A 26088-nucleotide genomic window follows, 5' to 3' on the forward strand; every position below is an offset into this window, starting at 1 on the left:
TCCTTATTGGTTGACGCGTTTCCAACGCCCGTTTTCCATGCCTAGTAGGTACTTCATACCGCCGACAAAGTTTGCGATATGGCCAACGACGATATAGCTAATCAGTTTGAAAGGTTTCACTGTGTTAAGGGCTGGTATCAGATAAGTCATTAACGCAATACCGTAAATGCCTACCTGCGCCAACAGCAACAATAGAAACACCGGATGTTGAGCAAGTAACAATGAGCACACTAAGCACACAATCATCAAATACGGCGTTGCTAAACGCAGAACCTTTCCTGATAGAAATGCAAAGGCGGTGCCACGATAGCGAGGCAGCAACAATTTTTTCAATTGCATCAGCTGCTGCATGTTTCCGGCTGAGATTCGTAGGCGGCGCTTAAAGTCCGCGTCGTCTGAGCTTTGTTCCAGTTCAAGCGCGAGCATCTTAGGTTCGTAAACCGAAGTGAAGCCTCGCAAAACGATTCTCATAGGGAGAATGAAATCGTCATTGATGGTGCCAGCTTCGAGTGGCTCAAACAGCGTAGTCCTGAACGTGTAAAACGCGCCGTGAGAACCAATCGTTGAACCAAGTAAGGATTCTTGGTGTTTAACGCGAGACTGGTACTGCCAGTAAGCGGCTTCGCCTTGATTGCTTGTGCGCATAATTTGGTATGTCGCGTTAACGACGCCCACTTTCTCATTTTGATAATGCTGACTTGCCAAAAGGAGAGAGTCGCAAGAAACCAGAGCAGATGTATCACTCAGCGCCGTGATGTCGGAAGTGACGTGTTTCATCTCTTCATTAATCAACGCGACTTTGCCACGATTGATAGAGTGGTCGTTCACAATAAACAAGGTATCAGAGCAAATCGCTTCTTGGATGGTATCTTGTGCGATTTCTGCAGTTTTATCGGTACAACCATCACACGCGATTACCACTTTCAGCTTATCCCTTGGGTAGTCCAAACTCGCCAAGTTGCGAATTTTCTCAGCAATCCACTGCTCTTCGTTGTAAGCGGGGATGATGATGGTCACGGAAGGAAGTTTGTTATCACTGGCCGAGGCTTTGTAATGACGCTCTGCAAAGTGTTCGCCTTCGTCGTTAGATTTTGGTTTGAGTGGCAGCCATTTCAGTAGTAACGGATAACCCACATGATGGTAGATGATCAAAAACGCAGACAAACCAAAACCAGCAATCCAAATGAGATCATTCATAAGTCGACTCCTTAGCCAAACGAGTGTAGCGACCAACCATGTCACGAATATCGAAATGTTGAAGAATGTAAGCACGAGGCGAATGGATGTTTGAATCCAATTGTTTAGATAGAGCCTCCGCGAGTGAAAATACGCGGTTAGGTTCTACCAAAGCGCTGCTTTTCGGGCACAGTGTTTCTTTCACGCCGCCAACATCCGTCGCGACGCAAGGGATGTCACACGCTTGCGCTTCGAGTGTTGAAAGCGGAAACCCTTCTTGCAGAGACGGTAAACAAAACAAGTCTAAGCTTTGGTAGAAGCTTGGCATGTCGTCGACTAAACCGAGAAAGGTGACGCGTTGCTCAAGTTTGAGTGTGCGTACCAAATGTTCAAGTTGCTCGCGTTGGCTACCGTCACCTGCAATCGCAAGGTGGGTATGAGATTCAAGGTGAGAGAAGGCCTCTATCAGCACTTTATGTCCTTTCACGGTTTCTAATCGGCCTGCTACGCCAATTACGGTTTTATCCTCAGGTAGTCCAAAGTGATTTCTTTTAGCTTGGCGATCACCGCACTGAAACTTTTGGCAATCAATACCATTGTGAATGGTGCACACATCGCGATAGTTGAGTTTGGTTGTGATTTGATCGGAAACAAAGTGCGCATCGGCAACCATATGTGGGCGAACGGTTTTTAGCAGCACAGACTGTAAGCGCGCTGCTTTTTTATTGTTCAAATGCCAAGCATCATGTTCGGTGTGAATGATGACAGGAACGCCAGCCAAACGTGAGGCAATGCCACCGTAAAGCAAAGGACCAATATGATGTGTGTGTACAACATCTGGCTTCATGCCTTTGATCATCGCCGTAAGTGTGCCTAAGGTTTTAACGCTGAACCCCGGCTGTTTATTGAGAAAATGAAGCTGGCTTTTGTATTCGGTCAACTTAGCCCATTTCGCTAAGGATTGGGATTTGGCGCCTTCTAAGCTCACCACAAACACATCGTGACGAGGTTCTGCGAAGCGAAGCATATCCAGCACTAGCGTTTCTAATCCACCCGGTGCCAAGTGTTGCACCACATGCAACACCACTTTTTTATGATTCCGTTTGGTGTTTTTATCTTCTCTGCGTTCCATCTTTACGCCCTCAGTAGTGTGTATCTACTCTGAACAACGTATTGCACGCTACGTGCCATTATTTATTTTAAATAAAAACAATTGGTTAGGTATGAATGTCAAATCTGAAAATCAACATTCTCAATTTGAGATTCATATTAATGAGAAGACAAAACCATGTGGTAAATTAACGTGGCGTAGCAAAGAAAAAGCACTCGGGTCAACGAGTGCTTTATCGTTATGGTTAGTAGGAGAGTTAACTGGCGAACGTCACTTTAGGCAAGGTGGTGATCACCGGAACGCCCAGGTGTTTTTCTAATGCTCGGCGAGAACGCACCGAGTTATCTGCCAGTTCAAGTATGGTGGCTAGACCAACGCCAAGGCCGGCACCACCGATAAAGCCTAGAATGATAAATACAATACTTGGTAGATTAGACGGAATTGTCGGAGTGAATGGCGCATCAATGATCTTCACGCGTTTGTTTTCTTCAAACACACCAAGCGATCCTGTCAATTGCGCCATTTCGTAACGCTCGACGAGGTCGTCGTACATTTCACGCTTTACGGCGACATCACGTGCTAAACGGTTGATTTCTGTCGCGGTGCTACCAAAGCGATGGGCATTGCTTTCTAACTCTTGAATCATCTTTTGCAAACTGACGGTTTCTTCGGTGAGTGATTCAAAACGGCTACGCATGATTTGCAGTTGATGCAGTTGAGACACGAGCAATGGCTGCGCTTCTCCAAGGCTACTTACCGTGGCGTTACTCGCAATGTCCCACAATTGGTTACTGTTCAGCTCTGGCTGTTTTGAACTGAGCAGAACTGTTCGTTCTTGCTCTAAGCGTTTTAATTCGCGCAATTTTCCTTGTACTAGGCTGTGCGCTTCGGTGTATTTGGCGCGGAGCAGAGTAAGCTCGCTTCGGATCTCGATAATTTGTTCTTCAATCTTACCGATGACGGGATTGGTTTTGGAAAGCTGTTGGTCCAAGCTCCCCAAACTGCGAGTCACACCGGCAAGCTCGGCTTCTTTCTCCGCCAAGGTTTGCTTTAAGCTGGCTAGGCGGGTCAAGCTTTGGGCCTGCATTTCTGGAGTTGCGTGTGAGTAGGTGTTTTTGTACTCGGCAAAAGCGTGCTCGGCTTTGTCGAGCTCTTCTCTTCGCTTATTGATATGAATGGTCAAGAAATGACTAGAATCCTTAATCGATGAGCGTTCCGGTGCCAAAAGTTGCTCAACAAATCGGTTACTCACCGATGTTAACATTGACTCCATTCCTTGTGCTTTACCGCTTCTTAGCTGAATTTGGATAAAGTCTTTACCCAGTTGTTGAACCGATAAGCGCGAAGCGAGATCTTTGATGATGAATTCTTGTTCTTTCGCGCCCATGTCATCGTCAATCAGCCCTTGCTCTTTTGCGACAGAGTAGAGCACGTGACGGCTTTTCAGCAAAGTACTCAACGCACTCAAACGGTCTTTAAGCATGGTTGATACGGCAATATCTTGCAGAAACGGATTCATCTTTGCCGTTTCTTGAATCAACATGCTGGTGTGTGCGACGTACGTTGTTGGAACGAGCTTGCTTACGCCAAAACCAAGGATAGGTAGTACAAGCATCGGAATGACAATCATATAGCGACGTCGCCACGCGCCATGCAGTAATACGCTGATGTTTTCTCGTAAATCGCTCATAGTGCCCTCACTAATTTCTCAACTTGGTCTGCTCTTGCTTCCCAGCTTTGTTGTTGGACATAAGATGTAGAGCCGTTTGGTGGTGGCAGCAGGTGACTTAGGCTGGTACACACGTCTTCGACGTCGGCGACGATGTGTAACATGTGTTTGTAAGGCATCAGAGCCGGAAATGGTGTGCTAATAACGGGCGTTCCCGTTGCCAAATACTCCAAAAGTTTGAGCGGGTTACACGCTTTGATTTGTTCGTTGTCGACAAACGGTAGCCAACTTGCGTCCCAGTGTTGGGAATAGCTTGGCAATAAATGATGCGCGCGAGGCCCTAAGTAATGAACGTTGTCTCTCTGTGGTAATGGATTGTGGGCAAACTCATTCGGTCCAATAAAAACCAAATCCCAATCCGGTGCGTGTTGGGCGACTTGGTCGATCAAACGATAGTCTAGCCAGTCAGACAAACTGCCATAAAAACCCAATATTTTACGGCCATTGTTCGGCAAGTCGCTTGCCTTTTCAGCAGGCGTTGAAAATAGGCTGAAATCGACCCCGTGTGGCAGCGTTGTGGTTTTATTATCCGGAAATCTAGCGGCCAGCTTGTCGCTTGCAGCAAGAATAAAATCGGCGTTATCAACCAGTGTGCGTTCATGCTCCAAAACGGTTTGATGATCAACGCCCGCTAACGCGCCAAAATCGTCGCCGCAGTAGTAAATCAGCCCGCGCTTATTCATGGCATTACACACATCAGCGGCGGTTGGTAGGGATGTCCAAAACAATGGGTTGTCGAAGTTCAACGCTTTTAAGTGTTTTTCTAGTTGGTGCTGCATCATCTTCGCTGCCACTTTTCTTGAAAAAGCAGAGTGGGGAGCCGGTATTGTCAGCAAATTTACCGTGAAAATGTTGTCTACCGCATCACAATGCATGGTTGGCTTATCTGAGCCAGTATCGCCGAAAACGCGGGAAATCTTGCTCACTAAACGTTGAATGTCTTTACTCGTCGGTTTTGGTTGTCTTAAACCGATGGAATTAACCCAAAGAATGCGATGGTTGGTGGCAAGTCGCTGAACGATGTGCTGCGTTGATGATGGTAGGCCGCCGAAGTCTTCGCCAAATACTACGATATCCGTCATGTGTTTCTCCTTGAGTTCTTAAGATTTGGTTTCTGATAGAAGGAGTAATCACAATGCGTGCCAAGGATTTAAGCCTTTAAAAACAGCTAGTTGCATTGTTGTCAAAATAAAAGGATTAGGATTTCTCATTTTGACAATCAGATTGAACGATACGACTAACCACCACGGTGAGCGCGGCAAGGATGTAGATCGGCCACGTAAAGCCTTGAGTAAGAAACGTACCCGAGACAATGGTGCCGATAAGGCCGCTCAATACCGCGTTTGCGCCAACAGTCAATGCGTAATCGGAATCGGGTGTGAGCAGCGAAATGGATTTTAAAGAGGTGCGAATCAACGAGACGATCAGCGTGATGAATACCGCTAGCCCGACAAATCCGGTTTCCGCTAACACGCCAAACCATGTACTGTGCACCGCGTGGTTGATGCCATCCCAATGTGGGCTGTAGAAATAGTAGTTGAAGTAGAAGTTATCCAGTCCTACTCCGGTAAACGGGTGGTGGAGTGCCATTTTGAAAGCCGCTTCCCATGCGTACAAACGACCCATCGCTGATGCGTCGATACCATCTTCTGCTGCGCCGCCGGATTCACGCCCCGAAATCCCAGCAAAAGCATATAAGGCTAAAGCCGCAACCGCCCCAAGAACCAAAACCAAGGTTTTGCTTTTGATGTGTTTAAAGGCGAAGTAAGCAAACACGGAGAGCGACCCCAACAAACCGCCACGGCTTTGTGTTTGTATCACTGCGAAAAACAGGATAAAGCAGGTGATAAGCGCGAAGAGTCGTAATAGGGTTGGCGAGCGCTTTTCCATCAATTGACTAACGGTAAAGGCGAGAGGAAACATCAACACGAGTGCCAAATCGTTAGGGTCGCCCAGCACTGAACCAATGGAACGCCCAATCGACACGCGAGTGCCTTCGACTAAATCAATGCCGTTCGCTGCGTTGTTAAGCGCGACTAACCCAATCAACATGCCGGCGACGATGATCGCTTTGGACATTTGAGCAAGCTGCTGAGGTTTGGTGATCAGCCAAGTGATCGCCAAGGTCATCACAATGATTTTCCAATACGTATTTTTAAATACCGTGATGGCAATATCTCGGCTAGAGGCGAACACAATCCCGATGATAACCAGCCCCCAGAAAATGCACAGCCACTTGAGTGAAGGGTGCCAGAATGCCGTAAGTTGACGACTTAGCAGTAGATGAAAAGCTAGCGCAGCTAACGCGCCAAGGGATAAAAGCAATGGAATTTTAAAGCTGTAAATGGCAGGAAACGCTTCGTGAATACGGAAAAAAGAGAAGATAACGAACAGTGTCACGAGCCAAAAGGTTTGATTGAGGACGAACAGCAATGCCAACGGTGCAAAGCACACTGCCACAATCAAAATGGGGTGAGGCATCACGATCCAAAGCAGCGCAATCACGACGGTGATCGCCAGCGCTGCAATGGACTGTTTTGTTCTCACATCGGTTGGGCTCATATCGAATATCTCTTCACTTGTCCGCGCCATCGAATGAATTGCTGACTTAATGCGCTGCGGGCTTCTTTACTCATGTAACGAACGGTGAGTCCTGCCAGCAGGCTGCATGTCAAAATGCAAATTGCGATGGCGATTCCTATCGATTGTGAAGAGTGAAGCAGGAACAGTGCCACACCTGAGATAATTTGCAGTAAAACCATCAAACTCAAATGGAATGGTAGAGTCATACACTGTTGGCCAACCGCGTAAGTTAAGCCGAGTTTACAAAGCTGCGCGTAGTACAACGCAATGAACACGCCAAAAATACCGAGAGAAGACAACCCAAACAGCAACCCAATCGCAACGAAGGCAGAAACCACATTAATACCAAGCAACCATCGGGTTCTGCGTTTGAAAAGAATGGCGATGTTTAATAATTCGCTCCATTCCTTGAGCATCGCAATCGGTAGCAAGAACAGAGTGTAAAGTACCGCTTCATGGTAGGTCTCTGGCAAGAAGTTCGTGATCATGACCATTGCTAGTGTCGCTACAACCACGCTGAGCGCAGAAACATAAATCATCCCTAAATGGGAAACACGCACGGCTTCATTATCTCGACCATTTTCGAGGTATGCAAAGCGTCGTGGCATCCACCACATGCCAAATGGCTGCACCAAAATACACATACCCACTGCGAACTTAACCGCAATCGCATAAATGCCTAACGTCGCCAACGAAGCATTTGCACCGATGAACCAGCGCTCGGCGCCATTCAAACAAAACGCGACAAGCGCAGACAACATTACTGGTAGGCAGTAATTCAAATACTGCTTGGCTAAGGCAATCTGAGGCAGAGCAAGGGTGTAACGGTTGATGATGTGTAACCAAACAAATTGCATGACCGCAGCGATAAGACCGCCAATCAGCACCGAGATGACATGTGGGTGCAGCGCAAGCGCCGCGACGATAAACGTGACTTGCAGTAGAGTCGTCGTCACCATCACTTGAAGCAGTGTTTTGGCTTTGTCATCTTGAGTGCGCAGCCAAGCCGTGCCAATCGCAATGCTGCCCTCCAGAACAATGGCAAGCGTAACAACAGCAAATTCGATGCGCGTAAAAGGTTCAGGAATAGGGAGTAACGCAATCAGTAACAGGAGAATCGCAGCCACCGCGCTGGCGATCAGCACCGACAATGAATAAAGTTGGTTGAGAGAAACGGTTCTTTTTTGTGCGTCTTTCTCCACGCCGACAAAACGATAGAGTGCTTCGTGCAAAGCAAAGCTGACCAACAAGGTTGTCACTACGCCAAAAGTGGTCAGTAGCTCGAGTTTGCCCATTTGCTCTGGCGTCAAAAAGTGTGGGAGCACAGGCAACATGAGTAAGCTGATGCTTTTGTTGATCACTAACGCAATCGCGAAAAGTGACATGTTGGTCATTGCTTTAGACATGGTCATATCCTTTGACGTTGTTTCGCGCTTTGGCACCGTGATGACTGGTTGGTGCATGCTCTGAACATAAATATTGAGCGATTGGCATGTAGCAGCGTTCAGCGCTGTATAGCTGTGCGACATTTAAGGCTTCAAGTCCCATTGTGACCTTCATCCACGGTGACTCATTAAGCAGACGAATCGCGTTGTGCAGAGAAGCCGCATTATTCGGTGTGTATTTGATGCAGTTCTTTCCATGAGTCAATACGCGATCCCAATAGCTATCATCGTGAGGGATAACCACACACATACCGGACGCCAGTGCTTCTAAAATGGAAAGCCCGAAAGGTTCGTTCACGCTGGTGGAAACAAAAACACCACACTGTGCACGCAATTCGTTGAGGTTGTTTGGAGATTCATACCAATCGACCCCTTTGGTATTAAAATCTGGAGTGGAATATTCAACGCCTGGTACATTCGGTTTGATGTAACAAATGGTGGATTGAATGGTGGTGGTGTTTTCTAACGTTAGGGCATCCAGCAGTAAATCCACGTTTTTCCATTTCAACAAACTCGCTGCCCAAAACACGCGATTGGAGATTGGATTAGCTTGTTTCGGCCAGCGTTCGCGAGAAAGGCCGTTCACAAATGTGGAGGCGTTCAATGTGCTCCAATATCTTTCCGTCGCAGGTTTTGGTGTTTTTAAATAGGCTTGCAACGCGTTAATCAAGGATTCGCGAGTGTTTGACAGATAGTAGATAGCGCTGGCTTTTACTAAGCAGTAGCCGGACGATCTTGCGACGCCAACAGGTCCGTGAATCATTTGTACCACTGGCTTGCGGCTGAACAATCTCATCAGGTACAAAGGCATGTCATTGCTTGGGCAAGAAAGCCCCAGATACCAATCTATTTTTGGCAGCTTCATGCAAACCTTGAGCAGTTGAATCAGGTAAAACGCGTTCATCAACCAATAGATAAGGCCATGAGTGGAGCAAAACGGCGCCGCTTTTATGTTGAGAATCTGGATGCGCGGCGTGTCTTGCAAAAGTGGCGTCCAATGCTCAGGTTTTGTTGTCACCAAATAACCAACAACGTTGAGCTTATTGCACTGTTTGAGTAGCTCCGCATTGGCGATTTTGGAACCACCTTGCATTGGAATCGCATCGAACATCAATACACGTTTCATGATCTGTTCCTCAGTTGATGCTCAACCAGCGGGAAATGGGTTTCATGCACTGCGCCATTGGCATCGGTACAACAGTTTTGTTTTCCAGCTCGGTTTCATAAATTGCTTCAATCGCTTTGACGGAAGCGGTCGTGGTCAAGTTTTGGCTAGCATGTAGGTAGGCATTTTCAGCCAGTTTTTCTCGCAAGTCGGCATCTTGCATGACCAATTGAATCGCATTCAGCAGTCCCGCCATCCCCTGGTTTGGATAAAGAAGGGCGCTATGGTTGTGCTCGAACAATTCGGGAATACCTCCAGTTTTAGGTGCTACGATTGGCAGTTTTGCTAATGCCGCTTCTCCTACGACTAGACCAAAAGCCTCTTCGTATGCGCCGCTAATGAAAGCGTCAGCATTGCCCGACATCCAAGCGCCTGCATTGGTCTGTTCTCCGACGAAGTGCACGCGGTCTTGCATACCAAGGTCGGTAACTAATTGCTTCAAGTTTTCGCGCTCTTCACCGTCGCCGACAATCACGAGATGTGGATTGGTTTGATGGTAGTTGTGCATTCGCATAGCATGAATGAGGCGGTCAAACCCTTTGCGTTTGATCAGCGAACCAACCGAAAGGAAGGTGAACGCATTGGAAGGAATCCCCAAGCGCGCTTTGATGTCGATAGGCGCTTCAGAGTCATCCAAAGAGACGCCGTTGTGCACTACGTGCAGTTGCTCTTCTGGATAACCATCGCGCAGAATTTCACGGCCTACATCTTTGCTCACACAGATCAGTTTCGGCGAAAGGTGCAAGCCAAGCGAAAAACGATCGCGCAGCGTGTAGTGACAATGCAATTGCGTGACTAGAGGTACATGATTCATGCGCGCGGCTAAGGACATCCACTGGCAAGGGCCACCGCTGTTGACATGAACGAGGTCGATATTGTGCTTCTCGATGAGCGCTGACCCTTGTTTGATCAGGTTATTCCAACCCGTGATGTCCCAACGCGGCGCACACCAGCCACCGACGAGATTGAACGTAGAGTGCTCTGCTTTGATACCAAGATCTTGGCATTTCTCAATCAGAGGTTGGCAGTTCGACCAGACAATTGGCTCGAACTTGTCTCGGTCGATACCCAAGATAAGATCGAGTAGTACCACTTCACTGCCGCGAATCCAGTTATCACCATAATGAACGTAAAGAATGCGTTTTGGAGTAGTCATAAGTCACCTCGGTCTTATCGTTAATCTAATTCGACTACTGCAACCGAGATGCCAAAATATGCTATTGGTTTAAGTGATTGAAATGTATAGATGAGGAAATGAAAACAAAGAGGCAGCGAGACAAATTCTCAATTTGAGAACCAATATGGGTTAGTTATCCATCTCAATTTGATATTGCGTTAGCAATACGGGAATAACGCTCTCTGTTGAGAACTGCTCTACGATCGTTTGGCGTGCGTTTTTACGGATTCGTTCTTGTTGGCTTTTCTCCATCGCCATCCAGTGTTGCAGATTGAGTGCGAGAGCGGGGACATCATCGGCAATAAAGCCATTGTTGCCTGTTTGAATGATGTCGGGTAAACGTCCGACCTTTAGACTGATCACCACAATGCCGCGTGCCATTGCCTCAAGTGCCGCCATGGGTAGTCCTTCGAAGCGAGAAGAGATGATCAATACGCTGATATTTTCCCATACCGCGTTCATATCGGTTTGATGACCATGAAAAATGACATTCGCTGGTGCGGTTGTCTCTAAGGTTTGTCGCTCAGGCCCATCGCCATAGATAGAGAAGCGATAATCGGGGCAGGCTTTCGCTAACTCGATAAATTGATCTGCGCCTTTTTCATGGCTTAAGCGACCAACAAACGAGATCTCTTGATAGTGGCTGTTCATGCTTGGTAGCGCGACAAAGTTGTTGAGCAGTTGCGAGGGGCAGAGCACTTTATCTTGAATACTTTTGCTTACTGCAAAGCAGTGATCCGAGAGATAGCCTGAGCATCTGTCCAGCCCGTCGTAAAGCCACAGTTTGCCCGATGACGACTCACCGGCATGATAAGTTGAAACCAAACGCGGAAAAGTGCGAGTGAGCAGTTTGGCGGTGCGAGCCAGTATGCTCGCCTTGTAGCCGTGAGTGTGCAGTACACTCGGTTGGTGATGCGCGACAGCACTGGTGAGGTGCTTGATCGCAATTGTATTCAAAGGAACGCCAGATATTTGCGGCAAATAGCTGGTGGGAATGTTTGCCGCTTGCGCTTTCTCTACAAGCTGCGCTTGAGGTGTGTACTCCGTTGGCAACACAATACGCACGGCGTGCCCGAACGCGAGAATGCCTTTTGCCAGCTCTAATATGTGGCTTTCGATGCCGCCAAAAATGCGGCTATCAACAAAAATCCAAACTTCGCCCACCATGGGTAAATCAGGATTGTTCGAGATTAACTTCATCCGCTTCCCACGCTTGTTTTTTACGATAGACCGTTGAAGGGCTTAGCTCCAGCATCACCGCGGCATTGAGCACGTTACCATCACAATAAGCGATCGCGTTTTGAATCGCTTCACGTTCGACTTGCCACATTGGTCGGATACTTCCGTCTGCATTAAAGTACGGCGATAAGGAATGACTCGGTGTTTCAACGCCGACAGTAGGCTGTGTTTGTTGAGCAGGCACCTCTTGAACAGGTTGCACTGGTTCAATGGGTGGTGTTTGCATCGCTGGAGCATTATGTCCGTTGAGATTGTTGCTCGGGCTTGATGATTCGACGTGCACAGGGGTTACGGTTCTTGCCTGCGTTTTCTTTTGAGTTAACTGAGCGGGCAGGTGAGCCACCGTGACTTTTTCATCATTGTTGAGTACCACGATATTACGAATGATGTTTTGTAGCTGCCTTACGTTGCCAGGCCATTCGTAATGTTTGATCACGTGCTGCGCTTCGGTATCAATGTTAGAGAATTTTTTCTTGTCCTCTTTGGCATAAGTTGTGAGAAAATGTTTGGCTAACGTGACAATGTCACTTCCTCTTTCTCTCAAAGGTGGCATATCAATCGGCACAACGTGAACACGGTAATACAAGTCTTCGCGAAAGCGTCCTTCTTCCACCTCTGTAAGTGGATCTCGGTTGGTGGCGCAAATGATACGTACATCGACTTTCATCTCTTTTGTGCCGCCAAGTGGGGTGTAAGTGCCCGTTTGTAAGAAGCGCAGTAGCTTTTTCTGCATTTCCAGTTCCATTTCACACAGCTCGTCGAGAAATAGCGTCCCACCGTGGGCTAATGTTGCTGCGCCTTTTCTGTCTGTGGTTGCGCCAGTAAACGCCCCTTTAACGTGACCGAAAATCTCACTTTCCATCAAATCTCGTGGTATCGCACCACAGTTGATGGCGATGAAAGGTTTATCTCTGCGATCACTTTGGCGATGAACGGCTTCGGCGCACACTTCTTTACCCGTGCCACTTTCACCGACGATAAAGACGCTGGCCGAGGTTGGTGCGACGGCATCTATCGTTTTGTATACCGCTTGCATCGGTAGGCTTGAACCAATGAAGCCATGATAGTTGTGGCGATCGAAGGTAGACTGAATGTTTTCTACCAAGTCTTCCAATTTGGCTCGCTTTAGATGCAGTGCCACAGAGGTTTTAAGACGGTCGGCATTGATGGGTTTTTCTAAGAAGTCTTCAGCGCCTTTTTGAATCAAGTTTACAGCTAAGTCGACGCTGCCGTGTGCGGTGGCGATGATGACCGAAGTGGGAATATCATTTTGATTGATCCAATCCAACACGTCTTCCCCCGACATGTCTGGAAGTTTTAAATCCAAAATGATCAGTTGAGGCTTGCTGCGTTCAATGAATTGAATGGCATCACGACCTGTCTCGACATGGAAAATGTCGTAAGGCTCATCTTTCACATATTGCTTATAAAGTATGGCTAATGAGGTAGAGTCTTCTACCAGTAACACCCTTGGTCTCATAGTCCTATCCCAACTTAATCTGATTCATTGTTATGATTCTGCCAGCTCACTTGGAGATTGATGAGAAAGAAAAAATAGATAAGCATCCTCAAGTCGCTAGAAGATTCTCAATTTGAGAAAAGTTATAGTTAAGTATTAGCACAGGGCAGGGATATTGCGAAAATTCTTTACTTTTTAATTGATTAAGCGCGGTATGAATTTTAAAAGATGAAGACCAAATCGCACTTTAATAAGTGCGATGGTTCATATGGTTTTGCGGGTTTTCTTCTTGTTACTCAAAACCTTGAGCCTTGCGCAGGTTGAGCGCTTCAAACGAACGTTTAGCCAGTAAAGGCAATGCTGCACACAGTTCCAATGCTTGTTGGGTTTTACCTTCGACACAATGTTTCTCGATGCTTCTGGCTTGACGAGACAATGGGCGATTGCCTAATGCCAGTGCAGAACTGCCAAGTGTATGGACTTCAAACTCGAGTTTTTCTAGGTCATGCTCACCCAACGCCCGCTCAATTTTTTGCATCCGTTCGCGAGACTCTTCGATATAGTGTTCAATCAACGTGGGAATGATCTCCGCGCAGGTGTCTTTAATCATTTGCTGGAGAATGAGCTCATCAACCAACTCTTGTTCAATGTGTTGTGCCGTATTGGAATTCATAATAAGCGCTCCCTATAACATAAACAGTTCACTTTTTTTAATCTGCTGGGCCAGTTTGTCTTTCCATTTTTTCGGTAGAAAACGCAGCTTTTCGACTTGGCGAATCAGCTCGTCTTTTAGGCTCGGAGTGTGTTTCATGTTTAGCACCGAGCCAATCAGATTGGCATCGCTTGTTTCAAGCAGCTTTTTGGCTTGCTCAAGTTGCGTTGTCGTCGTAGACCCGTAATGAGCAACCAGAAGCGTTGCATCACAAACTCCCGCGATGACTTGCGGTGGAATGTTACTCTTATTCACACTGAGCAACGGAGAGGTGTCGATGACAATGCGATCATACTGAGATAACCATGTCTCGATGTTTTTCCTCAGTGCGGTTGGATCTCGATACGCCAGTTTGGTGCTTGCCAACGACGGGGCAGGCAATCCCACCAGCGTTTGGTGCGCATCTTTGCGCGTAATTAAATGACCGACATTTGCGTCATCATCAAACTCGTGCACCGTGTGATACGCGGGTTTGAATAAGTTCAAGTCTACATATAACGTGTTGTAACCTGCCAAGATAAGGCGCTCGGCAAGAGAAGAGGCAACAGACGTAACGCCTTCTTCAGATTTACAGCCCACCACACAAATCGATCTGTGCCCCTTTTGTTCACTTTGCAGATAGATTTGCTCGATTTCAGCATGAGTCGCAGGAATGGTCATTACAGCGCTCCTATTAACACGATGGTGGTGGTGATTTGAAGAATGTCTCTCAAACCAGCGCGCGCTTTTTCTGCAAAGCTTTCATCTTTATGAGGAATGTAAATCGTATCCCCAGCTCGAATGACAGGCAAATCGTAAATGTTGGCGGTTTTGCTGAAGTTTACGAGGTCGAACGTTCTCGCTTGGCCTTGGCAGCACGACATATTGACGATGCTAATTTTCTCAAGGTAAGCGCTGTTTGTTGGGCCACCAGCTTCTGCTAATAAGTCTAAAACCGTCATGTTGTCGTTGAACACGTAGCGTCCCGGATCTCGTACTTCACCCAGTACGCGCACGGTGGATTCTTTAGAACGGTCGAGCCAGTTTTTGTTTTTCTCCGGAATGTAAATAGTGTCGCCAGGGCGCACGTCTGGCAGGATAGATTCATCTCCCGTTTCGAAATACATCGACAGATTTAGTTTGCTCACTTTTGCGTAGCCTAAGCCGCGATGAGTCACGCGAATATTGTGGATATCGGCATCCATCGTCGGGCCGTCGGCGGCCGAAAGAATATCGAGAAAGTGCATTTCGTCCGTGAAGCGATAGCGACCAGGTGCGTTGATTTGACCAAACACGTAAATGGACGCGTCTGAGCTTTGGCTGACCCATTGAGATTTGTTGTCGGAAGGGTCGTCTGGCAGTGCATGAACGCGCACGACCGTGCCGGCAGAAACGCGTGGCAAGTTAGACGCTGGCGAACCATCTAAAATGTACTGGTCTAAATCGAAATTCGTCATTTGACCGTTGTTGGCCACTTCAATTTTGGAGGTGTCGGCACGGCGAGTCGGGCCGCCAACGTGAGCCAGCAAATCAATGAGGTCCATTTCATCCGACCATTCGATTCGGCCTGGACGAACGACTTCACCCATTACGGCAACGGCGCGACTTGGTGCGACTTTTAACCATGACTTTTCATTAAAGTCGGTTTTTTCCGGTACGAATATCGCGTCGCCGGCGCTCACTTTTGGTGGAGCTACGGAAGAGAGCCCTTCAGTATGCGCCGTTAAGTCGAATTTGATCACCTGACCGTCGGCTTTTATCACTCGTATTTGGCGTGATTCTGCGTAACGAGTTGGGCCTCCCGCGTTTGCCAGAATGTCCATAAAGCTCGCGCCTTGTTTACCTTCGTAAGCTCCCGGGTGCGCAACTTCACCCATGATATAAACTACGTTCGCGCCAGCTTTTATCTCTTCTTCCTGCTTAGGAACAAAGATGGTTGCGCCAGGCAATATCTCAGGCAGCAAGCTTTGATCGCCAGTATCTAGGTAGGTTTTCAAGTTGAACATGGTTGGTGTGTTGTTCGTAATCACGCGAATTTGCTCAACGCTCGCGTAGCGAGTAACACCGCCAGCGCGCATGACCACATCGACAAGTGTGGTGTTTGGCTTGTAAGTAAATGAGCCCGGGGCGTTCACTTCACCGAACACTTTGATTGCGCGGGCGGAGTCGGCACTGTCACCAGAGTTGGCGAGTTTGGCTGCATCGAACTCTTGCTCAATGTTGCCGACCAATGGGGAAGCAGGCACAAATAACACGTCTAACGATTCCAGCTTGGGTAGCTGGCTGTTGTCGCCTGTATCCAAAAAGCGTTTGTAATCGAACTCGATGTTCTGATCGCCACGTTTGACGATCATTTTGTCGAGCTGCGCGCCAGCGCGGAGTCCGCCAGCTTCGTAAACAAACATTTGGATGTTAGAACCTGCGGGCAACGTGTATTCACCCGGCTTAACAACGTAGCCTTGCACGGAGACAAGCAGTTGTTGCTGTTTAATGAACACGCGAGCGTTATTCACGTCTCGATAGACGGTTTTCAGCGTTTCAATAATGACATCTTGCAATTGCTGCTCGTTATAACCAGCAACAAACACCGGACCGATTTCCGGTAAGTTGATTCGTCCGCGGCGGTCCACTTGAAAACCTTGGTTTAGCGATGCTTCGCCGGGCAGGTTGATCTGTACTAAGTCACCAACTTTTACTGTGTCGTTCTCTGCGGCATGCAGAGGGGTTACCCAAGCGAGCACGCACATCATGAACAAGGCAAAAAACGTTTTGAAAATGCTCATAACGCGCCTCCTATCGAACCGCTTGCGCTCGTTGGCATGTTGCCTTTGTTAGGTAAATTGTGATTACTTGGCGCATTGCTATCAGAGTTTGCGCTGAGAACTTCGATGCTCACACGACGGTTGGTTAGGCGCACGGCTGGCGTTTGTCCCTCATACAAAGGCAATGTGTCGCCAACAGATTTGGTTTGCACACGGTCTGACGCTACACCGAACACACTTAAGTATCGTTTAACTTGCTCGGCTCGTTCCTGTGCTAGTTTTTTATTGTGCTCAGGCGTACCCGTTACGTCCGCATGGCCAGTGACAACCAGAGACAGAGCAGGGTGGTCGCGCAGAATATAAGCGGCTTCTGCCAAGTGTCCCATGTACTTCGGATTGATCTCCGCAGAATCAATGGCAAACTGATTGTCGACGTTGAGCAGCGCATAAATATCGGCGACGATGTTTAAGTCATTCCTTAGTGCATCGATGTCATCCGGCGGCGTGCAAGTGGTTTGTGTAAGTACGTAGTCGAGTTGCTGCTCAAGCTGGTTTAATCGACGACGCTGGATGACCAGGTCATTGGCGGCATCAAGCAGTAAACCGCCTTCTAGTTCACGAGCAATGCGATTTTGCTTCTCGAGTGCTTGCACCACTGCAGCAGGGAAGCACCAACGAGCGCCTTCTTGAATCAAAGCGTCGAGATGAAGCTTGGTCAACTGCCAATCGAATCGCAATCCATGCTCTGGGCCCAATGGTTCATCTGGCATAACAGGCGAGAACTGATAGTTCTCAATCGAAATATCTTGATAGCTTTCCGCCAATCCACCCTGACCATGATCGGGATAATCAAATGACGAACAACCAAACATGCCGACAACGAGACCGCTAACTACACTTCGTCGTATTAGATTTACCATGCCAACCTCCGTTTAAACCGGTATTTTTAGTGTCCTTTTGAGTTGACGGGAATGGCATGGTTGATACGTAGCAAGCTCATGATTTCTAATGGCTGACCTGATACGTTTTCAATACTCATGCTTCGTTCACGTTCAACTAGGCGCTTATATAAGTAAACAATGGCACCAATCCCTGAGGAATCAAGAAATTGGACGTGCTGGAGGTTGATTTCGACTTCTTTGTGATGATTGTTGTGAATTACTTCATCAATGTGATGTTGGGCTTGACGACAGCCGTTTGCATCCAAGTCACCAAAAATCTCAATCGCTAGTTTGTCTTGGGTGATTTCAAGTTTGCGTAGTTCCATGATCCTATCTCCATTTAGGTTCTTTCCTAATCTCGTAGAGCAGGGAGCGTGCCAAAATTTAAATTCAATAATTTCAATCAATTAAAGTGATTGCAGTGTGATGTTCAAATTGAGAAACGCCCAGTTCTCAATTTGAGAATCAAAAATGAACGATGATTTAGATGCAGATTGAAAATTGAAGAGGAGAGTTTGGCTTTATAACCGTGCCATTAACGTGAGCTGAAAAAACAAATGCAATACCTGTCTAAACTTTATGATTTACATTGCAAATCATTACTTATGTTGATTGTTCTGAGTCGAATAATTAACACTGACAAATAGGTAAATCGGTGGAGTTACGTTTCAATAAAGATGCTTTTTTGTACAAGGTTCCCCCATGCCATTAAAAATGACATTGATTGCCCTTGCCGTTATGGCATCTGCGCAGCCCCAAGCGAATACACCTATAGCTCCGCCCGTCTCTCTTGCTGAAACCTATCAAGATGGAATAGATGTTTCTGAGTATTGGTACAGTGAGAAACTCGATGGAATTCGAGCCTACTGGACAGGTCAACACCTCGTGACCCGCAACGGAAACCGAATTTATGCGCCCGAGTGGTTCACTGAGTCACTCCCGAACTATCCATTGGATGGTGAACTTTGGGCCGGACGCGGAAATTTTCACATTGTTCAGCAAACCGTTCTTGATAAAACACCAATTGATAGCGCGTGGCGCGAAATCGATTTTATGGTGTTTGACATGCCGTATTCCGCAGGAGATTACCGAGAACGTTATTACAACATTCAGGATTTAGTGTTTGATATTGATGAGCACCACATCAAATACGTTGAGCACCGAGCCATCCAAAATGAGCAACATTTGTTTGCTCAACTGGATAAAATTTCCTTGTCCGATGGCGAAGGCGTGATGCTGCGTAAAGTGTCGAGCCGTTACCAAGCGGGCAGAGGAAGCGACTTACTTAAGCTAAAGCGCTACGCCGACACGGAAGCTCAAGTGGTTGGCTACAAACCGGGAACGGGGCGTTTGCTTGGGATGATGGGCGCAATGCTCGTGCGTTTGCCAGATGGTACAGAGTTTTACATCGGCAGCGGTTTTACGGATGAAGTTCGTCGCCATCCGCCGAAAATCGGTTCTACCATTACGTTTAGATACAACGGATTTACCCATACGGGGAAACCAAGATTTGCTCGCTTTTTGAGAGAACGATTCAAGGAGTAGGTGAGTTTCCAACTACCACGCCACAACGTTTAAAAAGACCCTGCCAGAACTTAACATGTTCGAGGGTCTTTGTTCTAAATTGCTCATGCGCTTTTATCACGCCATAACTTTCCCCATGAAGTTCCATTCTCTGCTCAATGAGTATTGCACCATCATTCAACTGCTGATATGTACTGTCGACAAAGGCGAGGTATGGCTGTACTTCTTCAACATAAATTGACTGGAAAACATTTTTCAAATAGCGAAATGGTGTGGCGTCTCGATTCTTTCCACACACAATGCGCTCCTGATTTTCTTCTAGCAATTTTGTGGTGACATCAAGCCACTCAGAAGTGCTGTTCAAGGTGAAGTAAACCTTACCCATCAAGCGAGACTTTTCCATTTCCTCTTGATATTGCACGAAGGAGAAAGAGGGTAAGCGCGAAATGACCCCTTTAGGCGTCTCATACATGGCATTTAACGCATGAAAGGTTTTACTGACATGAGCAGTTTGATTGCGGCTTTTGGCTGATAACCAACTTGAAGCGGTGAGTTGCTTGCGCATGGTTTCGCTTGTGAGGAGAACGTTATCAAGATGAACGGGAAGATGCTGCCATTTTTGTTCATACAGGCGAGTTAATGTCGTGCGTTCGTCTTCGCTCAAGGGGTATTCAGTCAAACAACCATTGAGCGTGTTGAGCAAAGTGGTCTGGTAATCCAGGTCATGGAAAGGGTCTTGTACTTTGCCCAATTGGGAGTTCTTTTCCGCAATCAGGTTGAACAGGCCGCATTGGCGCAGCTGGTAACTCTCTAGTAACCCTAGCGACAATCTTGGCAGCTCTTGATACAAAGCCCTTTTATCAGGAATCGTGATAGCGGAAACCTCGTCCAGCTCTCTCGGGGGAACGTCGAGTACGTTCGCTAAACGTTGATGGTACTTTTCAAAGATTGCGCGCTCTGGATTCGTCCAACCGTTGCAACCGCTGAGCAAAGCGAGTAATGCGAAGAATAGGATTTTCACGAACTTCCTTATCTGTTTGCTTGTGTTACTCAATTAATACGTTGTCAAAAAGTATACCTAACAACTTGCCATGAAGATCAAAAAAGCCAGCGAATGCTGGCTTTTACGTTCTGTTGTAAACCGTCACCAATGGTGAGCAGAATTACTGCAGAGAAAAGTTAAGTTGTACATCGGGCTCTTGACGGTGCATCCAACGAAGGCGAACACCAAGCATTAACGCAGCTGCGGTCAGGCCGATGATAAAGCCAAGCCAGAAACCTTGTGCGCCCATTGGTTCAACAATCCAATCTGTACGACCAAGAATGTAACCAGTAGGAAGGCCAAGAATCCAATACGCGATGAATGTACGGTTGAAGATCGCGCGCATGTCTTTGTAGCCACGAAGTGCACCGGCTGCGATTACTTGAACGGCGTCAGTGCATTGGTAAACGGCGGCAAACAGCAATAACTGCATCGCTAGTGTGATTACTTCAGGGTTATTGGTGTAAAGCTCAGCAATCAGTTCTCGAGACAGTACTGTGATGATCGCTGTAATCGTTGCTAAAGCAAGACCAACCATAATACCGACGCGAGATGCAACGCGTGCACCGTCGACATTTTCTTCGCCCAAACGGTGACCAACACGAATACTTACCGCAGCACCTACACTCATTGGCAACATAAATACCAACGAAGAGAAGTTAATCGCAACTTGGTGCGCCGCAACGATGATTGGGCCAAGTGGTGATACCAACAGCGCCACTACAGCAAACAGTGTCACTTCAAAGAATAGTGCCGCTGCAACAGGGAAACCCAGTTTGAACAGGCGAACTTGCGCTTTCCATTGTGGTTTATGGTATTCGCCAAACACATTGATGCTTTTTAGTCGTGATGACGTCATCACATACGCCAACAGCAACGCGAACATAACCCAATAGACGATGGTGGTTGCTACGCCACAACCTACGCCACCCAACTCAGGCGCGCCAAATTTACCGTAAACGAAAATCCAGTTAAGCGGGATGTTCAGCAGCAAACCAATAAATCCAATCACCATCGCTGGTTTGGTTAATGACATACCATCAGTGAAGCTGCGCAGAGTTTGGAAGAGAAGAAAAGCTGGCACAGCGAAAATCACAGCATGAATGTAGCCGACGGTTTTATCTGCCATCACAGCTTCTACGTCCATCAATTGTAGAATGAACTGTGTTTGCAGTAACACACCAATGATCGGGATACTGATTAACAACGCAAGGACAACACCTTGCTGAATTTCAAATGGGATCTTTTCGCGACGCGCAGATCCGTTAAGCTGCGCCACAACAGGAACCAAAGCCATAAGCAGGCCAATACCAAACAAAATAGATGGCAGCCAAATGCTTGAAGCGACAGATACCGCAGCCATGTCAGTTGCGCTAACGCCACCTGCCATTACGGTATCGACAAAACCCATGCCCGTTTGAGCGACAGACGCGATCAATACAGGGGTAGCCAATTTAATTAGACTCGATGCTTCTTCTTTATAGCGATGCACGAAAAATACTCCAGAGCGGAACAATAAGATTGAAAGAAAGGGAGTGCTCGAGGACAAAAGATGTGATGAACTGATCTGATGGTTGATTTTAGTCACGATAAGGTGAAAAAATGCCTCGGAGAAACTCCGCGCAAATGATAAACAATTGTATGTGCATATGCTATACCTAAGCGATTCTCATTTTGGCTTTCTTCGAATGATTGTTTAGGTATAGAAGGCAAAATGTCGCGGGACTTCAGTGTCTGTGCGGATAGCCAACGTTTATATTGCATCAGTAGGTAAAAGACATGTTTACAGGAATAGTGCAAGGAACAGCGAAGGTTGTTCAGATTGATAAGAAAGAGCGTTTTCAAACTCACGTCATTGAACTCGATGGCGCGTTAATTGAAGGGTTAGAAATTGGTGCGTCTGTTGCGCATAATGGTTGCTGTTTAACTGTGACGAACATCGATGGAAATCGAGTCAGCTTTGACTTGATGCAAGCCACGCTTGCGTTGACCAACTTGGGGCTTCTCGAAGAAGGAAGCGCCGTTAACGTTGAGCGCGCTGCTAAATTTGGTGACGAAATCGGTGGGCACAGTATGTCTGGTCACATTAGCTTAATGGCAAATATTGTGGATGTGATTGATACGCCGAACAACCGCACAATTTGGTTTGAGTTACCACAAGAGTCGATGAAATATGTTCTTGCGAAAGGTTACATCGGTATCGACGGCTGCTCGCTAACCATTGGAGAAGTTGAAGCAAACCGTTTCTCTGTGCATTTGATTCCTGAAACTTTACAAAGAACCTTGTTTGGCAGTCGACAGGTGGGTGACAAGGTGAACATTGAATTCGATCCTCAAACTCAAGCTATCGTTGATACTGTTGAGCGCGTTTTGGCGGCTAAACAGTTGTAGCTGGAACGCAGATTTGGCCTTATATATTGGCCTCATATAGATGAAGAAAAAGGAGCAAAGAGGCTCCTTTTTCTATTTTAAATGGATTTAAAACAATACCGAGGGTGGCTACTCGTAGTTGTCATCAATAAACAACTCGACTTTATCTTGAAGTTCGTCCACGCGCATATTTAAATGAATCGCATGGCAACAAGCCGGGCAATCATCATAAAACTCTTGATCCCCATTACTGGCATCCAATGTTATGCCTATTGAGTGCCCACAATGCGGGCACTTAACATGCCTTTCAGTATAATTTTTCATACAACAACTCCTAGTATTGCAGGGCTTTTAAAACTCAATATTTAAGGAAGTACAGCCCTTTCACTTACTTTGCCTGACCATTCACAAATCGCGTAAACGCCATTTATGCCAACGTCTCAGGCACAATCTAAAGATAAGTTACTTAGATATTAGGTGGACTTGTTGCTAATTGATTCGAAATAAGTACAAAACTTGACCCCAAACTCAACCTTGAATCTGGGGTCTGTAGCTTGAGTGATGTGCCTCGAAAATTGACACAAAGCAGTGGCTTGTGCCTTCCAAATCAGTAAGAAATAATTTTATTGATAGTGAGCTGAGCTTGCTCCAAATAATGCCCACCGAACAAATTACAATGATTGAGGATGTGATAGAGGTTGTAGATATCTTTTCGTTCATGATAGCCAGGCAGCAATGGCATCACCGATTCATACCCTTGATAGAACTCAGGTTGGAACCCTCCAAACAATTCAGTCATCGCGATGTCGCATTCTCGGTCCCCCCAATAGCATGCAGGATCGAAACAAATCGGGCCAAACGCGGTGAGAGCGACATTACCATTCCATAAATCACCATGTAGAAGAGACGGTTCTGGCGTATGGTTCGCAAGAAGCTGTTTTACAACGTCAATAAAGTCGTCGATATCAACTAGCGTCACGCCTTTCTCTTTTAATAACTGCAGTTGCCAACCAATACGTTGCTCAGCGAAGAACATGCACCATTTTTTGTGCCATTGATTCGGCTGCAGGGTGGAACCGAGATAATTGTCGGTATCGAAACCAAACTCTTTCTGTTCTCCCCATTGATGCAGTTGAGCTAATTGTTGACCAAATTTGAAGCTGTTTTCAGGGTCATCTAAGGGTTTGGTAGGAAGGTAGTTTAAAATAATGAAAGCGTTGTTTTTGGTCTTACCGACCAATACCACTTCAGGGACAAATATTGTCGAAGTTTCGCGTAACAAGTGCAGGCTCTCGGCCTCAACTTCAAACTTGTGCAAGAATTCTCGGTCGTTGATTTTGACAAAATAGCGTTGCTCACCGTCGTTTATCATATAGCTTTCGCTAATGTCTCCGCCGGATAGTCGAACTTTTTCGGTGATCTGATATTCAAACAGTAAAGTATCAGAAAGTTGTTGCGATATTGCTTGCCACATACAAAACCTCGCGAATCTATTTGACCACCAATAGTTTAGGATAAACGACAAGAGATTGGCGCGGAGTTGAGCATACTTCGGCAAGAAAACTTTGATTAAAAACACCTATTTTTTATAAGTGTGAATCAAATCTCCTATAAGCCTATGATTTGTCGGCTTAACATATGGAGCAATTTGTTTACAACAGGTATGATTATTTTTTTGACTTTAGTTCCATTGGTGGCATGAAAATACTGATATGTGATGACTCGGCGGTTGCTCGTAAGCTTATCGCTCGAACCATCGTACAAGATACCTCATTGCACCTTATCGAAGCCCAAGACGGGAATGAGGCGCTGAAAATCTTAGCCGAACAAAATATTGACGTTTTGTTCCTCGATTTAACGATGCCCATTATGGACGGTTTCGAGGTTCTTGAGTCTTTACCCGTAAGCCATTATCCAACTCAGATCGTGATCGTGTCGGGTGATGTACAACAAGAAGCAAAGCAGCGCTGCCTAGAGTTAGGGGCAATGGATTTTATCGCAAAGCCGTTGTCAGAAGAACAAGTCATCCCGCTGTACGAGCGTCTTGGGTTGCATTATGCACAGCGAACATCAATGGAGCTTAATTCTGCACAAAGCCAAGAAGAGCTTTCATCCCTTGCCAAGTTTCGTGAAATTGCCAACATTGCGCTAGGCAAAGGGGCGGCCATTATGGCTGATCACTTGCATGAGTTTATCCAGTTGCCAGTTCCTCATGTTGGGCCATTGTCCTATGGTGAATTGCATATGACGCTGGTGGACGTGATTGGGCGAGATAGCTCTGTAGCGGTTTCGCAGCGCTTTGTTGGCGGCGGCATACACGGAGAGGCGTTGGTTTGCCTACGTGGGAAAGATATCAATCAAATTGGCGAAAGGTTGGGGTATCTGCTCGAATTTACGCCTCATAATGAAATTATTTTAAATGTCTCTAACTTGCTGGTTTCGTCATTCCTAACCTCTTTAGGGAACCAACTTGATAAGCAGTTTTCACTTCGTCAGCCGGGCATCGTCGATACAATCACTCCTTACAATGAAGAACAAGGAGAATCAGGCGAACTCTTTACCATCGAATATACCTACATGGCGGAAGCGCTCGATTTTGAGTGTGAAGTATTATTTCTAATAGACAAACCATCAGTAGAAATTATTTATGAAATCATGGAGTTAATCTGATGTCCGATATCACGCTGGACATAGCAGACTTTCATTGGGTCACACAAATTTTAGATACCATGGATTCTGGGCTCATTGTTCTTGATCCAGAATATAACGTGTGTGTCTGGAACAGCTTTATGCAGTCTTACAGCGGTGTGCTGTCTCAAGATATTTTAGGTCAATGCTTGTTCGATCATTTCGACGAACTACCACGAACGTGGTTGGAAACGAAACTAAAGGCCTCTGCTGATCTTGAGACTCGTTCCTTCTCCAGTTGGGAAAACCGACCATACCTTTTTAAATTCAACAACTTTTCACCGGTTTCCAACAGCTGTGACTTTATGTTTCAAGACATCGTTATCACGCCATTGCGTTCACTTTCTGGCGAAGTAAGCCATATTGCGATTCAAGTGAACGATGTTTCCGAAACGGCGAGAAACCGAATCCATTTGCGAGAAACCAATCAGCATTTGTCTGAGATCAGCAGAAAAGATGGTTTAACAGGTTTGTTTAATCGAGCATTTTGGGAGCAATCATTAAAAGATGAGTTTGCGCACCTCAAAGTGATCGACGGACCATGTTCTCTGGTTATCTTCGATATTGACCACTTTAAAAAAGTAAACGACACCTATGGCCACCCAACGGGTGACGAGGTAATTCGTCGTACTTCTGCTTTACTTCGTAAAACCGCGCGCAGCAGTGACATTTGTGGCCGCTTCGGTGGCGAAGAGTTTACTGTGCTATTGCCGCATACCAACCAAGAGCAAGCGTGCTATTTTGCTGAGCGATTACGTAAGAGAATTGAGCAAGAGATCGTGAAAGTAGAAGATTTTTTGATTAATTACACGATAAGTATTGGTGTTTGCGAGTATAAGCCTTATTTTGAAAGTCATACTCAATGGTTAAAGAGTGCTGACGCGGCGTTATACCGTGCAAAAGAAAATGGGCGAAACCAAACTTGTTTGCATGAATGCGATTAACCTAATTGGTTGAAAAACATCCAGTTAGTGCATGAATGTTTA

General features: G+C 46.4%; 22 protein-coding genes and 1 pseudogene. 4 read left to right on the forward strand and 19 right to left on the reverse strand.

Translation table 11 applies throughout. The features are described 5' to 3' along the window. Window positions 1-3: 3 nt before the first annotated feature. The 15 genes and pseudogenes from DYB02_RS08565 to DYB02_RS08645 form a co-directional block, all read right to left on the reverse strand. Window positions 4-1197 carry a glycosyltransferase family 2 protein gene (locus tag DYB02_RS08565; RefSeq protein ID WP_025818384.1) on the reverse strand — a complete coding sequence of 398 codons (1194 nt, stop codon included), beginning with the start codon at window positions 1195-1197 and terminating at the stop codon, window positions 4-6. Beyond that, window positions 1190-2308 (reverse strand): glycosyltransferase, encoded by a 1119-nt coding sequence (locus DYB02_RS08570; protein ID WP_029805301.1) that lies wholly within the window; start codon window positions 2306-2308, stop codon window positions 1190-1192. The genes DYB02_RS08565 and DYB02_RS08570 overlap by 8 nt, the downstream gene beginning before the upstream one ends. A gap of 235 nt (window positions 2309-2543) precedes the next feature. After that, a complete protein-coding gene (locus DYB02_RS08580) occupies window positions 2544-3977 on the reverse strand; it encodes a GumC family protein (RefSeq protein ID WP_005455029.1) in 1434 nt (477 codons plus the stop codon). Further along, on the reverse strand, window positions 3974-5098 hold the full coding sequence (locus DYB02_RS08585; protein ID WP_029805297.1) for a glycosyltransferase: 1125 nt from the start codon (window positions 5096-5098) through the stop codon (window positions 3974-3976). Before DYB02_RS08585 ends, DYB02_RS08580 begins: the two co-directional genes overlap by 4 nt. A gap of 115 nt (window positions 5099-5213) precedes the next feature. Continuing rightward, window positions 5214-6578, reverse strand: a complete 1365-nt coding sequence (locus tag DYB02_RS08590) for an O-antigen ligase family protein (protein WP_029805294.1) — start codon at window positions 6576-6578, stop codon at window positions 5214-5216. Beyond that, window positions 6575-8005 carry a lipopolysaccharide biosynthesis protein gene (locus DYB02_RS08595; RefSeq protein WP_029805291.1) on the reverse strand — a complete coding sequence of 477 codons (1431 nt, stop codon included), beginning with the start codon at window positions 8003-8005 and terminating at the stop codon, window positions 6575-6577. The genes DYB02_RS08590 and DYB02_RS08595 overlap by 4 nt, the downstream gene beginning before the upstream one ends. After that, window positions 7998-9170: a glycosyltransferase family 4 protein gene (locus DYB02_RS08600; RefSeq protein WP_025591111.1), complete on the reverse strand. Its 1173-nt coding sequence runs from the start codon at window positions 9168-9170 to the stop codon at window positions 7998-8000. Before DYB02_RS08600 ends, DYB02_RS08595 begins: the two co-directional genes overlap by 8 nt. A 10-nt stretch (window positions 9171-9180) precedes the next feature. After that, window positions 9181-10365 carry a glycosyltransferase gene (locus DYB02_RS08605; RefSeq protein ID WP_029805288.1) on the reverse strand — a complete coding sequence of 395 codons (1185 nt, stop codon included), beginning with the start codon at window positions 10363-10365 and terminating at the stop codon, window positions 9181-9183. A 150-nt stretch (window positions 10366-10515) separates the two neighbouring features. Then, complete coding sequence (locus tag DYB02_RS08610; RefSeq protein ID WP_041955146.1) at window positions 10516-11586, reverse strand: glycosyltransferase family 4 protein; 1071 nt, start codon at window positions 11584-11586, stop codon at window positions 10516-10518. Next, on the reverse strand, window positions 11561-13105 hold the full coding sequence (locus DYB02_RS08615; RefSeq protein WP_025520510.1) for a sigma-54-dependent transcriptional regulator: 1545 nt from the start codon (window positions 13103-13105) through the stop codon (window positions 11561-11563). The genes DYB02_RS08610 and DYB02_RS08615 overlap by 26 nt, the downstream gene beginning before the upstream one ends. 271 nt (window positions 13106-13376) lie before the next feature. Then, window positions 13377-13757, reverse strand: a complete 381-nt coding sequence (locus DYB02_RS08625; protein WP_029806152.1) for an Hpt domain-containing protein — start codon at window positions 13755-13757, stop codon at window positions 13377-13379. A 12-nt stretch (window positions 13758-13769) separates the two neighbouring features. Beyond that, window positions 13770-14456, reverse strand: coding sequence for a CpsD/CapB family tyrosine-protein kinase (locus tag DYB02_RS08630; protein ID WP_029806154.1), 687 nt, complete (start codon window positions 14454-14456; stop codon window positions 13770-13772). After that, a pseudogene (locus DYB02_RS08635) lies at window positions 14456-16477 on the reverse strand (SLBB domain-containing protein); the annotation flags it as partial. The gene DYB02_RS08630 and the pseudogene DYB02_RS08635, both read right to left, overlap by 1 nt. Before the next feature lie 77 nt (window positions 16478-16554). After that, window positions 16555-17457, reverse strand: a complete 903-nt coding sequence (locus DYB02_RS08640; RefSeq protein WP_005495092.1) for an OmpA family protein — start codon at window positions 17455-17457, stop codon at window positions 16555-16557. 26 nt (window positions 17458-17483) lie between these two features. Next, a complete protein-coding gene (locus DYB02_RS08645; protein ID WP_005454817.1) occupies window positions 17484-17804 on the reverse strand; it encodes an STAS domain-containing protein in 321 nt (106 codons plus the stop codon). Window positions 17805-18180: 376 nt separating this feature from the next. Here DYB02_RS08645 and DYB02_RS08650 point away from each other — a divergent pair, with 376 nt between their 5' ends. Beyond that, window positions 18181-19023 (forward strand): DNA ligase, encoded by an 843-nt coding sequence (locus DYB02_RS08650; protein ID WP_029845658.1) that lies wholly within the window; start codon window positions 18181-18183, stop codon window positions 19021-19023. Here the strand turns inward: DYB02_RS08650 and DYB02_RS08655 are convergent. Then, window positions 19013-20023, reverse strand: coding sequence for a DUF3080 domain-containing protein (locus DYB02_RS08655; RefSeq protein WP_029804792.1), 1011 nt, complete (start codon window positions 20021-20023; stop codon window positions 19013-19015). The genes DYB02_RS08650 and DYB02_RS08655 overlap by 11 nt on opposite strands. A 142-nt stretch (window positions 20024-20165) precedes the next feature. Further along, entirely contained in the window at window positions 20166-21536 is a 1371-nt protein-coding gene (locus DYB02_RS08660) for an MATE family efflux transporter (RefSeq protein WP_015296717.1), read from the reverse strand. Between the two features lie 287 nt (window positions 21537-21823). Between DYB02_RS08660 and DYB02_RS08665 the strand changes: the two genes are divergently transcribed. Further along, window positions 21824-22435, forward strand: coding sequence for a riboflavin synthase (locus tag DYB02_RS08665; protein ID WP_020840658.1), 612 nt, complete (start codon window positions 21824-21826; stop codon window positions 22433-22435). Window positions 22436-22543: 108 nt separating this feature from the next. Here the strand turns inward: DYB02_RS08665 and DYB02_RS08670 are convergent, their stop codons facing one another. Together DYB02_RS08670 and DYB02_RS08675 are read right to left on the reverse strand one after the other, a co-directional pair. Next, a complete protein-coding gene (locus DYB02_RS08670) occupies window positions 22544-22738 on the reverse strand; it encodes a CPXCG motif-containing cysteine-rich protein (protein WP_005396219.1) in 195 nt (64 codons plus the stop codon). Between the two features lie 283 nt (window positions 22739-23021). After that, window positions 23022-23888, reverse strand: a complete 867-nt coding sequence (locus DYB02_RS08675) for a fructosamine kinase family protein (RefSeq protein ID WP_005455078.1) — start codon at window positions 23886-23888, stop codon at window positions 23022-23024. 224 nt (window positions 23889-24112) lie between these two features. Between DYB02_RS08675 and DYB02_RS08680 the strand changes: the two genes are divergently transcribed. Together DYB02_RS08680 and DYB02_RS08685 are read left to right on the forward strand one after the other, a co-directional pair. Then, window positions 24113-25084, forward strand: coding sequence for a response regulator (locus tag DYB02_RS08680; RefSeq protein ID WP_005488594.1), 972 nt, complete (start codon window positions 24113-24115; stop codon window positions 25082-25084). After that, on the forward strand, window positions 25084-26046 hold the full coding sequence (locus DYB02_RS08685; RefSeq protein ID WP_005453915.1) for a GGDEF domain-containing protein: 963 nt from the start codon (window positions 25084-25086) through the stop codon (window positions 26044-26046). Before DYB02_RS08680 ends, DYB02_RS08685 begins: the two co-directional genes overlap by 1 nt. The last annotated feature ends 42 nt before the right edge of the window (window positions 26047-26088 follow it).

The sequence above is a fragment of the Vibrio parahaemolyticus genome, assembly GCF_900460535.1.
In the GTDB taxonomy this organism is placed as follows: domain Bacteria; phylum Pseudomonadota; class Gammaproteobacteria; order Enterobacterales; family Vibrionaceae; genus Vibrio; species Vibrio parahaemolyticus.